The sequence below is a fragment of the Nonomuraea sp. NPDC049309 genome (assembly GCF_043196965.1).
Lineage (GTDB): Bacteria > Actinomycetota > Actinomycetes > Streptosporangiales > Streptosporangiaceae > Nonomuraea > Nonomuraea fastidiosa.
Genome location: NZ_JBICSH010000002.1, coordinates 552,624 through 565,027, shown reverse-complemented (window position 1 = coordinate 565,027; position 12,404 = coordinate 552,624). Strand labels below are relative to the sequence as shown.

Here is a 12,404-nt window from a genome sequence, read left to right as displayed (position 1 = left end):
CCGTGGGTTTAGCAGTGTGAGCTGGGGGACAACGAGATCGCTGGAGGAAGGGCATAGCCGACCATGCTGATGAACCGCATCGAGACTCTCCTGGTGAACAACTCAGCTCGGCGTGCCCTGCAGCGCTTCTACGAGACCCCACTGCTCATCAAGCTCGGCGGCCGGACGCCGGGAGCTCATGTCGCGGAGATCGGCTGCGGTAGTGGGTACGGCACCAAACTCATTCTTGACCAGTTCGGCGCCGCCTCCGTCGATGCCGTCGACTTGGATCCTGCGATGGTGCGTCGTGCGCGCGCCCGGCTTTCCCGCTACACCGGCCGCGTCCGGTTGGCCCAAGGCGATGCCAATGACCTTCGCGGGACGTTCGGCACCGCTGACTCCAGCTACGACGCGGTGTTCGACTTCGGCATCATTCATCACATCCCCGACTGGCGGGCGACTCTCACCGAGATCGCTCGCGTACTGAAGCCCGGCGGACGCCTGTTCTTCGAGGAGGTCACCGCAGCCGCTCTGGCGCGTCCCTCATATCAGCGTCTGCTCGACCACCCCAAGGAAGACCGATTCACCGCAGGAGAGTTTCTGGCTGAATGCGTCCGCCACCATTTGGATGTGGACGACCGCTGGGTCACCCGCATCGGCGGCGATTTTGTGATCGGCGTCGCACTGTGCCAGAAGTAGGCCTCCTGCCAACCGCGGGCGCCCGTCCTGACGATGGCGGAGAGGAGCCGCGCGCCATCCAGCACAGGGTGCACAAAGCTCTGGCATTCCCCTTTCGGGGCTTACGCGTCCCCTGCAGCGAGCGCAGTACTATCGGTCTTAGTCGCGTGGATCACAAGTGATCCTCACGCCTCGGTCGTGAGGGCATGAGAGACAGCTGAGAGGAGGGGCAATGGGCAGACAAGCCCGACGATTGCGCCTTCCTCGGCTGCGATGGTTGTTGCCGCTGATGCTCGTCCTTGGTGTCTGGGGGATGCACACGCTCGGTCATCTCGCCTCGCACCATGGTGGCATCACCGGGATGGCCGCGTACGATCCGGTGCACGAGACGGGACCTACAAAGGCGGCACATGATGGCATGGTGCCGGAGCGGCGGAGCGAGTTCCCCGAGCAGCTGATGTCTGCTGGCGTGTTCAGCGGATCCTCGCTCGTCTCTGGGGCCTCGCTCTGGTTTGACCCGACCGATGTGTGCCTGGCCGTGTTGCCCTCACTTCTCATCATGTTGATCGCGGCGATGTGGGTCGAGTCGCGACCGCGGCCTGGAGGAAGGGCCGCCTCCGCGCTGTGGGTGGGTGGGGTGGCAAGGTCGCCACCGCGTCGCTTCGCTCCCGCCCTCGTCGAACTCTCGGTGATGCGTACATAGGCCGACCCATCAGCGGACGACTCCTGATCGTCCGAGATGCCGGCTCATGTACCTCGATCACAGAGAAGACCATCAAATGTTCACGAAGACCAGGAAATTCGCTGCTGCCGTCGTCCTGTCGGGCGCCGCGCTTACCCTTGTGAGCGCGTGCGGCGGCACGGACAGCGGCTCCACGGCTGGACACGACATGTCCACCATGTCCAGCAGCGCGCCTGCCGCCACGACGGCCAGCGCCCAGCCGAGCGCCGACTTCAACGACGCCGACGTGATGTTCGCACAGATGATGATCCCGCACCACCAGCAGGCGGTCGAGATGGCCGAGCTGGCGGAGACCCGGGCATCGGACAAAGAGATCAAGGAGCTGGCGGCGAAGATCAAGGCCGCGCAGGATCCGGAGATCCAGACCATGCAGGGCTGGCTCACCGCCTGGGGCAAGCCGATGCCGTCCGAAGGCATGGACCACGGGATGGGCCATGACATGGCCGGAATGATGTCCGAAGAGGACATGACGAAGCTGGAAGAGGCCAAGGGGGCCGCGTTCGACCGGCAGTTCGTCGACATGATGATCGCTCACCACAACGGGGCGATCGAGATGGCGCGCACCGAGCAGTCGCAGGGTTCGAACCCTGAGGCGAAGGAGCTGGCGAAGACCATCGAGACCGCTCAGCAGGCTGAGGTGGAGCAGATGCAGAAGATTCTCGAAAGGCTTTAGAAGAGAGGTCGGCTGCCCGGCCGCCGGGCAGCCGACCCGACCTGTCGTCCGGCCGAGACGATAGTGAGAGCCGTTCTGGGGAACGTATGGGCTGGTCAGCCTAGGTCTAGTCGCAGGTTCGTCTCCTGCGATCGGGGGTCGGTGTCATGTCCTTCAAACCAACGTTCACTCGCGGTACGTCATTGGCGGCGGGAGCGCTAGTCCTCGTCTCCTGCGGTAGCGCGCCGACGGCCCAGTACGCGTCTGTGCTGACCAACGCCAGCCCTACCGCGACGAGTCCTCAGCCCAGTGGCGACTTCAACGATGCGGACGTGATGTTCGCGCAGATGATGAGCCAGCACCATCGGCAGGCGATCGAGATGGCCGATCTGGCCGAGACACGGGCCTCCGACACCGAGGTCAAGGAGCTGGCGGAGCGGATCAAGACCAGTAACCAGACAGAGAAGGCAACCATGCAGGGGTGGCTGAAAGCATGGGGCAAGCCGATGCCCACCGACGGCATGATGCACGGGATGCCGGGAGCGATGTCCGGAGAGGACATGCAAAGGCTGGAGTCGGCCAAGGGCGCCGCCTTCGACAAGGAATTCCTGCAGATGATGATCGCGCATCACAAGGGCGCGATCGCCATGGCTCGCACAGAGAAGCGGCGAGGAGAGAACCCGGAGGCCAAGCAGTTGGCCGACACGATCATGAAGGATCAGCAGGCCGAAGTGGAGCAGATGCAGAAGACGCTCGATCGGCTGCAGTAGCACACGGCGGCACCCGGACTCAGTGAGGGATCACTCCGTCCGCCAGAACGCGGCGGTAGGCGGTGACGCGGTCATCGACGCTGTCCAGGCAGCAGCTGGAGCACTTCACCGCCTCGTCCGAGGTGTAGTAGAGGCAGCATGTGTTGCGCAGGTAGAACAGGCCTTCGCGATCGCCTTGGCGCAATTTGATCACCCGGCCGAGCCGATCCAGCCCACCCGTGGACGCCGCAAGGAACTCCTTGTAAGCGCGTTCCAACAGGTCGACGTCACCGCCGCGCCGGCTCGCGATGCAGAACGCCGCCGCGCATCCGTGTGCCACTCCGCCGTTCAGCTGGCGCAGTCCCGCCCGGGTGCGTGTACGCATGGCACTCGCCAGGGGCAGGAGGTGTTCGTCGAGCACCCACGAGACGAGCGTCTCGACGGGAGCCTCGACGACAGTCGGTTCGCGTAAGGCGACCGCTTCGAAGCCGTGGTGATCGGACAACCGAATGGCCACGTTCTGCGGGCGCATGTCCACGACCACTCTTTCGAGCGCCCACGCCAGCAGCGCGGCTGCGGTCACCGTGCCTGCGTACACGGCCATGACGGTCAGCGCCGTGGCGTGATCCGACTTCTGGCCACTGGCCACACGCTCTGCTTCTAAAACCCGCGACAGTTCCTTGGAGGAGGGATCCAGCAGCCGGTGACAGGCGATCCAGTCGCTGTGCGGTGTCAGCCCGCGCTCGAGTCGGAACCGATCCCCGAATGACTCCAGCTTAGAGAAGACATCCATCACGGGCGGACCGCACTACGTATCGCCATAGTTGTTGAGCATACCCATAACCGGTATGAGGCAGGAAGAGTCGGACCTGCTGAAGGAGCTCAAGCGGCCAGGTGGAGAACGGCCTGGACGGCGACGAAGGAGGCCACGACGAAGACGAGGTAGGCGAACCAACGGCGCAGCCGCCCCGGATCCAGCCTGCTACCCCACCGCCCTGCGGCGAGTGACCCGACCACGGCGGCTGTGGCGAAGGCGGCGATGACACCGTAGTCCAGGGGTGCACTCCCGGTGTGGGCGGCGAACCCGGCGGTCGAGTTGACCACGACGATGAGCAGCGACGTGCCGATCGCGGCCGTCATCGGCAGGCCCAGCCCGAGGACCAACGCCGGGATGACGAGGAAGCCACCGCCGACGCCGAACAAGCCGGTCAGCACGCCGACGGCGGCACCGGAGACAACGGCTTTGGGCAGGCAACTGCGCCAGTTCACTCCACCGCCGGGTAGGGCACAGACCCCGCTAGCCGATACCCGTTCGGCGAGCATCCGCCATCCCGCCACCATCATGAGTGCGGCGAATCCGATGAGGACCGCCTGCTCGGGCAACAGCCGGTTGAGGGCGGCGCCGCCGTAAGCGGCAGCCGCGCCCGTGCCGCCGAAGACGGCGGCGATGCGCCAGCGCACCTGGCGGGCGCGTATGCGGGGCAGGACGGCCGTTGCGGAGGAGATGCCCACCACCAGGAGAGAGGCCGGCATCGCAGAGGACACTGGCAGGCCCACTCCGTAAACCAATGCGGGTACGGCGAGGATGGATCCACCGCCGCCCAGCAATCCGAGCAGGACGCCGATCACGGTGCCGAGGCCGAGAACGGTCAGCATCGCCGCCTCCGGTCCATCGCCTCGGTCTGCGGAGCAGGCGGGAAGCGAGTCGAAGGGGGCAGCTGGTGACATTCCTGGCGAGGCGTCACCGACGCTCCTCAGCGAGCGAACGCAGGACGGTGGTGATATCGGTGCGCGGTCCGCGGTTGTAGGGGAGCTTGGCCAGCAGCATGCCCATGGCGCAGGTGTTGGACAGGGCCGCGAAGGTCAGACCACCACCGATCGCCGCAGCGATCCATTTGGCCCGCGGGAACACCGTGCTGGTCATGACCGATCCGAGCACGATGGAGCCGGCTACCAGGCGGACCTGTCGCTCCAGGCCCCAGCGCGCTTGTCCAGTGGCCACCGGCGCTCGGGCGGCCTGCCAGGCGTTGATCCCGCCGGTCAGGATCCGGAGGCTGGGCAGCCCCGCTTCGGCGAAGGCCTGGGCGGCACGCTGGCCGGATTGGCAGATGAGCACCGCCTGCTCGTCCAGGTGAGACGTCAGCTCGGCGCGGTGCGCGCGCAACAGGTCCAGCGGCACGTTGGAAGAGCCGGGAATATGAACGGTCTCGAACTCGCCAGGGGTTCGCACGTCGATCAGCTGTGGAGCGTCACCGGACTCCAGCATCTGACGCAGAGCGATGGTGTCCAGGGTGGCAGGGGTCGCCGGGGTGTCAGCGGCGGTCATGTGTTCTCCTTTTCGGAACAGGACACGCTCTCCTCGACAGCGGTCATCTCACCAGCGTCGGGAGAAGGCATCTGGGTGCCCTATGGACGGCGGTCAGTCCTCGGGCGGGGTGATGGTCAGGCCGGCTGCTGCGGCGTCGGCGTAGGCGTCGTCGATGTGGACCACCTGGCGTCCGGCACGCTGGAGGAGGCTGGCGGCGATGGCAGCCCGATATCCGGAGCCGCAGTGCACCCACACCGTTCCGTCCGGCACATCTGACAGACGCTCGGGAAGGTCGAACAGCGGGATGTGGATGGCGCCGTTTATGTGCCCGGCTCTCCACTCATTCAGTAGACGCACGTCCAGTACGACGTCCGGTGAGGAGAGCCCGTGAGCAGCCGTGCCGCGCTGGGTAGCGGCCAGATCGATGAACGTGGCGACGCTCAACTCACCCAGCCGGGCCTGCTCTCCATCTGCCCACTCCTCGGGTGTACCGGTCGCGGCGGCGGCTGGGCGATCGATGCCGATACGTGCCAGCTCACGCTGCGCGGCGGCCACCTGCTCCGGACTATTGCCCAGCAAGGTGATTTGCGCTCCCCACGGGGCCATCCAGGCCAGCCAGGTCGCCATCGGGCCGTCCAGGCCGAAGCTGAGAGTGCCCGTCAGATGGCGCTGGGCGAATGCCTTGCGCGAGCGTAGGTCCACCACCCACTCACCGGCGGCGATCCGCTCCTGCAATCGACGGGCGTCGGCCTCTTGCACTGGCATCAGGTCCACCAGGTCGGCTCCCACGCTGTTGCGGGCGCCCATGTGAGCGTAGTAGGCGGGATAGGCGTCCAGCCCCGCCAGCGTCTCGGTGACGAAGTCGTCGGCCTCAAGCCGCAGTGCGGGGTTGACCTGCTTCTCGCGGCCGATGGTCGAAGCCGGAGCGTCGGACTGGGCCGCGGAGCAGAAACTGCCGAAACCGTGTGTGGGCCAGATGTCCGCGCCGTCGGGCAGCAGGTCGGCCAGGCGGCGCACGGAGGCGTACTGGTGGCGGGCCAGGGTGTGCGCGTGCTCCTTGCCGAGAAGGTCGGAGCGGCCGGTGGTGCCGAACAGCAACGATCCGCCGGTGAACACCCCCTTGGCTTCGCTCGGGCCAGACAAAACGTAAGAAAGGTGGTGAAAGGTGTGCCCTGGAGTAGCGACCACGCGGAGTCGCATCACCTCGGACAGGGTGATCTCATCGCCGTCGGCCACAGGCCGCCGATCGAAGTCGACGGCGTCGGCCCCGGCGACCAGGTACGTGGCACCGGTCACTCGTGCCAAGGCCAGGCCGCCGGAGACGTAGTCATTGTGCAGATGGGTTTCGGCCACGTGTGTGATGCGCACCCCGAGGCGTCCAGCCAGGACCAGGATGCGGTCGATGTCGCGCTGCGGGTCGACGACCAGCGCGGTACGCCCGTCGTGGGCGAGGTAGCTGCGATCGCCCAGGGAGGAGGTCTCCACCACCTCGATATGGATCATCGGCCGGCCCCCATTGTCGTGCGGCAGGTCACCGACTGTCCTTTCCGGATTCGTCATCAACACTCAACTCCTCCAAATACCCCGGGGGGTATCATGAGAACATGTGAACACCCTGTTTTCGGGCGACTGCTCCTCAGGAGCTCATGAGCAGAAACGCCTCGCGGGGCGACCTCATGACAGGGCTAGAAACAACTTCTCCAAACGCTCGGGAGAAATTGCCGGCTCCTCGCCGCGCTCACGAGCCGCCTGACAGTGCCGCAACCCGGTCGCAATGATTTTGAATCCAGCCCTGTCCAGCGCCTTGGAGACCGCCGCCAGCTGAGTCAGTACCTTCTCGCAATCCTCGCCGTTCTCGATCATTGTGATCACGCCACCCAATTGACCGTGGGCTCGCTTCAGCCGGGTGAGCGCGTCGGCCAGGACATCAGCATTCATCTCCATGCTCTCCACCTCCAGCTTCACCATACCCCCAGGGGTATGGTGAACGGGATGTGAAGGTTCTCACTCGCCGCTCACGCCGCCTTCGGTAAGCACTTGAGCACCATGTCGATTGCGTCATAGCGGCATGGACGCTCGAAGTAGCTGGGAGGTGTAGGCGTGGGAGGGGGCGCCGGCCACGTCGTCGGTCCGGCCGTGCTCGACGATCTCACCTGCCTGAAGCACCAGGATGCGGTCGCATGACTGAACGGCTTCGCCCAGGTCGTGGGTGACGAACAGAACGGCGAGACCGCGGTCGGTGGCGAGCGACCGGAGAGTGGTGGCGATCCCAGCCCGGGTCGAGACGTCCAGCATGGACGTGGCTTCGTCGGCGATGAGCAGCACAGGGGTGCCGGCGAGGGCGCGGGCGATGGACACGCGCTGCCGCTGTCCGCCGGAGAGCTGGCCGGGGAACCGTCCGAGGAACTCGGAGTCGTCCGGCAGCCCGGCTGCCGTCAGAGATTCCCGTACGCGAGTGAGCCGGTCTCGACGCGGTACTCCAGCTACTGCCATCGGCTCGGCGACCAGGGCAGAGACGCGCATTCCCGGATGGAGCGAGTCGTAAGGGTCTTGGTGGACGAAGCCGATCCGCTGTCGCAGGCGTCGCAGAGCTCTCCCGCGGCGCGTCGTCAGCTCCAGATCTTCGAGAGTGACGCGGCCGGCGGCCGGCTTGATGAGCCCGAGCAGGATCCGGGCGAGTGTGCTCTTGCCCGAGCCGCTCTCGCCCACGAGGCCGACGATCTCGCCCGCGCCGATCTCGAGGTCGACGCCGCGCAGCGCCTCCACCACGCGGGAACGGGTTCGATACGTGTGCCGGATTCCCGTGGCGGTGACGACGGCGGTTTCTGGCGTACCGCCGGCTCTGGGCACGCGCGGATAGGAGGGGCGGTCCGGCTCGGCGCGCCGGTGGCAGGCCATCTGTCCCTGCCCGTGGTCGACCAGCGATGGTGCTTCCTCGTGGCAATGGTTGACGGCGAGCGGGCAGCGAGTCGCAAAGGCGCAACCGGGCAGGGTGTGCCCGAGCGCTGGGGCGGATCCGGGGATGCTGCCCCATGAGATTTTGCGGTCGGCGACCGGTGTGGCGGCGAGCAGGCCCGCAGTGTAAGGGTGCGCGGTGTCGGGGGAGAGGACACGGGCGGGGCGGACCTCGGCGAGGCGACCGGCGTACATGATGGCGACCCGGTCGGCGTACGGCAGCAGCCCGCCCAGGTCGTGCGAGACGATCAGCATGCTGGTCCCCAGCCCGGCCAGCAGGGTGAGGATCTGCCGTTGGGTGATGGCGTCGAGCCCGGTGGTGGGTTCGTCCGCGACGAGGAGCTTCGGCTCGCCGGCCAGGGCGAGCGCGATGGCGACCCGCTGGCGCTGGCCGCCGGACAGCTCGTGTGGATAGCACCTGGCCATCGATCGGTCGAGTCCGACCCGGTCGAGCAGGTCGGCGGGTTCGGCGCTGCCGCCGTGCAGAGCCAGCATCTCGGTGAGCTGGGCGCCTATCCGGTGCACAGGGCTGAGCCCGGACATCGCGCCCTGCGGCACGGTGGCGATACGCCTGCCGCGTATGCCGGTCCAGTCGGTACGCCCGACCAGTTCATGGTCGCCCAGCAGCGCCGATCCGGTCGCCTGTGCCGTGGCGGGAAGCAGGCCGAGCAGTGTGCGAGCCACAGAGGTCTTGCCGCAGCCGCTCTCGCCGACCAGCGCCAGGATCTCGCCGTCGGCAACGTCGAGGCATATCCGATCGACGGCCGGCAGGCCGTTGTAGCGGACGGTCAGGTCGCGCACTTCGAGGGTCATCGAGCAGCCTCCCGCAAGGCTGGATTGAGCCGTTCTTCCACCGCGACGCCGATCAGGGCGAGCGAGAGCACCGTGAGCGTGATCGCGGCACCTGGCGGCAACGCCCACCACAGCCAGGCGTCGGAGAGGAAGACGCCGTTGGTCTGCACCCAGTAGAGCGTGGTGCCCCAGCTCGGAGAGGTGGGGTCGCCCAGACCGAGGAACGACAGGGTGGCGTCGTAGATGATGGCGACCTTCGCGGTACGGACGAAGACCGGGATGAGCAGCGGCCCGATGAGGTAGGTGCCGTGCCGGGCCAGCAGCCACCAGGCCGGTGCGCCAAGGGCTCGCGACACCTCCAGGTGACCCCGCGACCAGGCGGTGAGCACGCCCGCCCGCAGCACGCGGGCCGGCACCGGCCACAGGATGAGCGCCAGGATCGCCGCCCGAACGCCGAAGGACTGGCCGAGGAACGCGGCCGCCAAAATGTAGAGGATCAGCTCGGGGAGGATCAGCAACACGTCCGCGCCGCGCATCAGCGTGGCCGACAGCCAGCGCGGCCCGATGCCGGCGGCGCCGCCGATGATCGCGGCCAGCAGCGTGGTGCAGGCCGCGACGATGAACGCGAGCCCGAGCGAGGTGCCCGCACCCACGACCAGCTGGTCCAGCAGGTCGCGGCCGAGGTCGTCGGAGCCGAGCGGGAGCCCGGCCCGGGGTGTGGCGTATGGCTCGGCGACTCGCTCCCGTCCGGCCTCCTCGGGCAGCGTGAGTCCGTAAAGGGCGACGGCCACGATGGATACGAGGATGGCTGCGCCGATCAGGCCTTGCGTGCCGAGGAGGTTCCGGCGTGGAGCCTTGAGGAACATCATCTCGCGCCTCCTGCCCTGGCGCGGGGGTCCAGAAGGGGATAGGTCGCGTCGGCCAGCGCGTTCATCATCACCACCATGACGGTGAGCACCAGAAACGCTCCTTGCATGAGCGGGTAGTCGCGTGCGGTGATCGCGTCGAACGTCAGCCGTCCGAGCCCGGGATAGGCGAAGACCGTCTCCACCACGATCGCTCCGGCGGCCAGAAAACCGATTTCCAGCATGAGGATCGTGTGCACCGGTAGCAGCGCGGGACGCAGGGCGTGCCGACGCACCAGCCTTCCGTACGGCACCCCACGTGCGTGCGCGTGCTGCACCGGCTCGCTCGTCAGGACGGTCAGCAGGGACGAGCGCGTGTAGAGGAACAGGTAGCCGAGACCGGTCACGGTGAGCGTCGTCACCGGCAGGACGAGATGCTGGAGTACGCCGCCTACTGTCACGCCGTCCGTGCCGGAGACGCCAAAGGTGGGCAGCAGCTGCAGCTTCACCCCGAACAGGACGATCAGCAGCATGCCGAGCCAGAACTGGGGGATCGAGTCGGCTACGACGGCCGCACCGAGCAGGCCGGATCCCTTGCCCCTGCGTCGGCGTAAAGCGCCGACCACACCCAATGTCACCCCCAGGACGGCGGTGACCACGGTGCTGGTGCCTACCAGGAGCAGCGTCCATGGCAGCGCCTCGGCCAGCGCCTGGGTGACTGGGCGGCCGTCCGAGAGTGAGGTGCCGAGGTCAAGGGTGAACACACCGGCCAGGTAGTCGAGGAATTGCTGGGGGAGGGGCCGGCCGAAGCCGTACTCGGTGGCGATCTGCGCGCGCTCGTCGGCCGTCAGTCTGGCAAGCGCCTCTGGGCTGCCGAACAGCTTCAGTGGGCCACCCGGCAGCGCACGGGGAAGGGCGAAGTTGAGCGTGAGCGCGACGAGGAGCACCACCAGGTATTCGGCGAACCGGCCGGCAATGTAGCGGCTGTAACCGCGGCGGCCGGGCGCCGCCGCGGCCTGGATGGCCGTCATCCGAGCTGGAAATCGATGAGTGAGAACTTGTTCAGAGCGGCGGCGCCGTTCTGCCAGGTCCAGCCGCTGTAGACGTCCTTGCGGAAGGCATAGGCGCCGTTGCGGTAGTACAAGGTGAGGAACGGCATGTGTTCCACGATCTGAGCTTGGAGCTTCCTCGCCGCCTCCGTCCTGGCCTCCATGGTCGGCGCGGCGGTCATCGTGGCGATCGTCTCATCGACGGCCGGGTCCTTGAAACCGACGATGTTCAGGCTGCCGTCCTCCGGGTCGGAGGCCAGCAGTTGGGCGATGCTGCCGCTGCTGAGCATGACGGGAGCGGACCAGCCCCACATGGACATGTCGTAATTGCGTCCCTTGCGGACGTCGTAGTCGGGCCACACCTTGGCGTCGAGCGAATCTGGGTCGAGCGAGGCGACCTTCACCGCGACGCCGACGGACTTCAACATGTCGCGGATGAGCTCGGCGCTGCGCAGCCGGTCCGCCGACGTGCTCTGCACCAGCAGCTCGTACGACATGGGTTTGCCGTCCAGCACCCGGATCCCGTCCGGTCCCGGCTTGGCACCCAGCGCGTCGAGCTCCCGCTTGGCCGCCTCGGCGTCGAAGACGGTCGGAAGCTGGTCACCCTTGATCGGCGACTGCGCATGGATGAACCCGGGGTTCCCTGGAGTGCCCTGGCCGAGTAGAGCGGTCTTCACGATGTCGTTCGTGTCGATGGCCTTGGCCAGCGCCCGTCGCACTTCGGGCCGGTCGAACGGTGGCCGGGTGGTATTGAACGCCAGCAGCGTGGAGGCGAACTCGGTGCCCTTGACCACGCCGATGTTCGGCTGCTTCTCCAACGCCGGGAGCTGCTGCGGAGGCACGATGCGGGTGGACATGTGTACTTCGCCGGTACGCAGGGCGGCGAACTGCGTGGACTCCTCAGGAATCACCACCACCTTGACCGACTCCACCTTGGCCTTGCCCATGGCGTAGGCGGGGTTGGCGGTCAGGGTGTAGCCGCGGGCGTTGTCGTACTGGGTCAGCTTGTACGGGCCGCTGCCCACGGCCTTCTGCACTCCGGCCGTGCTGACCTTGTCCACCGACTCCCACAGGTGCTTGGGCAGGATCGCCATGTCGGCCAGGATGCGGCGGGGGAACTCGGGATCCGGCGCCTCGAGCGTCATGGTGACGGTGTCGCCGCTGGCGCTGACGCGCTCGATCGGCCGGACGTCGATCGCAGAGTCGCCCTCCATGTTCTTGCGGTAGAACTCGACGCTGAAGATCACGTCGTCGGTGGTGAGCGGCCTGCCGTCGTGCCAGGTGACGCCCGCTCGCAGCGGCATCGTGAACGTCTTGTTGTCGGAGGTCTCGATCTCCTTGGCCAGGAGCGGCGTGACGTCGTCGCCCCGCACGATGACCAGCGTGTCGAAAAGTAACTTCACCAGGTTGTTGCCTGGGTAGCCGGTCTGGTTGGTGAAGGGCGTGAGCGTGCCCTCATCGGAGGAGATGGCGACGGTGACGCTCTTCGCCGACCGAGCGCCGGGGGCCGTGGGAGTCGTGCTGGTGTTGGATCCGCAGGCCGTGAGGAGTATGACGGTGAGTGCCGTGGCCGTGGTTCGGTGGTACAAGAAAACCTCCGGGGGGTATGAGAGGTTCAGGCCACCCATCGAGGAGGGAGCACGTTTCCCGCGACT

The 12,404-nt window shown here is 66.9% G+C and carries 13 protein-coding genes; 4 read left to right on the top strand and 9 right to left on the bottom strand.

Annotated elements, in window-relative coordinates; all coding sequences use genetic code 11:
• Positions 1–63: 63 nt before the first annotated feature.
• The 4 genes from ACGFIM_RS16580 (at position 64) to ACGFIM_RS16565 (ending at position 2,821) form a co-directional block, all read left to right on the top strand.
• Complete coding sequence (locus ACGFIM_RS16580; protein ID WP_393200847.1) at positions 64–678, top strand: class I SAM-dependent methyltransferase; 615 nt, start codon at positions 64–66, stop codon at positions 676–678.
• A 211-nt stretch (positions 679–889) separates the two neighbouring features.
• On the top strand, positions 890–1,360 hold the full coding sequence (locus tag ACGFIM_RS16575; RefSeq protein WP_393200845.1) for a hypothetical protein: 471 nt from the start codon (positions 890–892) through the stop codon (positions 1,358–1,360).
• 76 nt (positions 1,361–1,436) lie between these two features.
• The gene (locus tag ACGFIM_RS16570) at positions 1,437–2,072 is read left to right on the top strand and encodes a DUF305 domain-containing protein (protein ID WP_393200843.1); all 636 of its coding nucleotides are present in this window, start codon (positions 1,437–1,439) and stop codon (positions 2,070–2,072) included.
• Positions 2,073–2,317: 245 nt separating this feature from the next.
• The gene (locus ACGFIM_RS16565) at positions 2,318–2,821 is read left to right on the top strand and encodes a DUF305 domain-containing protein (protein ID WP_393200841.1); all 504 of its coding nucleotides are present in this window, start codon (positions 2,318–2,320) and stop codon (positions 2,819–2,821) included.
• A 19-nt stretch (positions 2,822–2,840) separates the two neighbouring features.
• Here the strand turns inward: ACGFIM_RS16565 and ACGFIM_RS16560 are convergent, their stop codons facing one another.
• From ACGFIM_RS16560 to ACGFIM_RS16520, 9 genes are all read right to left on the bottom strand, one after another.
• The gene (locus tag ACGFIM_RS16560) at positions 2,841–3,593 is read right to left on the bottom strand and encodes a (2Fe-2S)-binding protein (protein WP_393202574.1); all 753 of its coding nucleotides are present in this window, start codon (positions 3,591–3,593) and stop codon (positions 2,841–2,843) included.
• Positions 3,594–3,682: 89 nt separating this feature from the next.
• Entirely contained in the window at positions 3,683–4,456 is a 774-nt protein-coding gene (locus ACGFIM_RS16555; protein WP_393200839.1) for a sulfite exporter TauE/SafE family protein, read from the bottom strand.
• A gap of 85 nt (positions 4,457–4,541) precedes the next feature.
• Positions 4,542–5,126: a rhodanese-like domain-containing protein gene (locus tag ACGFIM_RS16550; RefSeq protein ID WP_393200837.1), complete on the bottom strand. Its 585-nt coding sequence runs from the start codon at positions 5,124–5,126 to the stop codon at positions 4,542–4,544.
• A 93-nt stretch (positions 5,127–5,219) separates the two neighbouring features.
• Positions 5,220–6,668 (bottom strand): rhodanese-like domain-containing protein, encoded by a 1,449-nt coding sequence (locus ACGFIM_RS16545; protein ID WP_393200835.1) that lies wholly within the window; start codon positions 6,666–6,668, stop codon positions 5,220–5,222.
• Positions 6,669–6,782: 114 nt separating this feature from the next.
• Positions 6,783–7,076: a metal-sensitive transcriptional regulator gene (locus ACGFIM_RS16540; protein WP_393200833.1), complete on the bottom strand. Its 294-nt coding sequence runs from the start codon at positions 7,074–7,076 to the stop codon at positions 6,783–6,785.
• Between the two features lie 90 nt (positions 7,077–7,166).
• The gene (locus tag ACGFIM_RS16535) at positions 7,167–8,876 is read right to left on the bottom strand and encodes an ABC transporter ATP-binding protein (protein WP_393200831.1); all 1,710 of its coding nucleotides are present in this window, start codon (positions 8,874–8,876) and stop codon (positions 7,167–7,169) included.
• Positions 8,873–9,724: an ABC transporter permease gene (locus ACGFIM_RS16530; protein WP_393200829.1), complete on the bottom strand. Its 852-nt coding sequence runs from the start codon at positions 9,722–9,724 to the stop codon at positions 8,873–8,875. Before ACGFIM_RS16530 ends, ACGFIM_RS16535 begins: the two co-directional genes overlap by 4 nt.
• Complete coding sequence (locus ACGFIM_RS16525; RefSeq protein ID WP_393200827.1) at positions 9,721–10,731, bottom strand: ABC transporter permease; 1,011 nt, start codon at positions 10,729–10,731, stop codon at positions 9,721–9,723. Before ACGFIM_RS16525 ends, ACGFIM_RS16530 begins: the two co-directional genes overlap by 4 nt.
• Complete coding sequence (locus ACGFIM_RS16520) at positions 10,728–12,338, bottom strand: ABC transporter substrate-binding protein (protein ID WP_393200825.1); 1,611 nt, start codon at positions 12,336–12,338, stop codon at positions 10,728–10,730. Before ACGFIM_RS16520 ends, ACGFIM_RS16525 begins: the two co-directional genes overlap by 4 nt.
• Between the last annotated feature and the right edge of the window lie 66 nt (positions 12,339–12,404).

Coding starts and splice junctions, on each gene's coding strand:
- ACGFIM_RS16540 (WP_393200833.1), bottom strand. CDS start 7,076: ATGGTGAAGCTGGAGGTGGAGAGCATGGAGATGAATGCTGATGTCCTG.
- ACGFIM_RS16530 (WP_393200829.1), bottom strand. CDS start 9,724: ATGATGTTCCTCAAGGCTCCACGCCGGAACCTCCTCGGCACGCAAGGC.
- ACGFIM_RS16580 (WP_393200847.1), top strand. CDS start 64: ATGCTGATGAACCGCATCGAGACTCTCCTGGTGAACAACTCAGCTCGG.
- ACGFIM_RS16575 (WP_393200845.1), top strand. CDS start 890: ATGGGCAGACAAGCCCGACGATTGCGCCTTCCTCGGCTGCGATGGTTG.
- ACGFIM_RS16555 (WP_393200839.1), bottom strand. CDS start 4,456: ATGCTGACCGTTCTCGGCCTCGGCACCGTGATCGGCGTCCTGCTCGGA.
- ACGFIM_RS16550 (WP_393200837.1), bottom strand. CDS start 5,126: ATGACCGCCGCTGACACCCCGGCGACCCCTGCCACCCTGGACACCATC.
- ACGFIM_RS16570 (WP_393200843.1), top strand. CDS start 1,437: ATGTTCACGAAGACCAGGAAATTCGCTGCTGCCGTCGTCCTGTCGGGC.
- ACGFIM_RS16560 (WP_393202574.1), bottom strand. CDS start 3,593: ATGGATGTCTTCTCTAAGCTGGAGTCATTCGGGGATCGGTTCCGACTC.
- ACGFIM_RS16525 (WP_393200827.1), bottom strand. CDS start 10,731: ATGACGGCCATCCAGGCCGCGGCGGCGCCCGGCCGCCGCGGTTACAGC.
- ACGFIM_RS16535 (WP_393200831.1), bottom strand. CDS start 8,876: ATGACCCTCGAAGTGCGCGACCTGACCGTCCGCTACAACGGCCTGCCG.
- ACGFIM_RS16545 (WP_393200835.1), bottom strand. CDS start 6,668: ATGACGAATCCGGAAAGGACAGTCGGTGACCTGCCGCACGACAATGGG.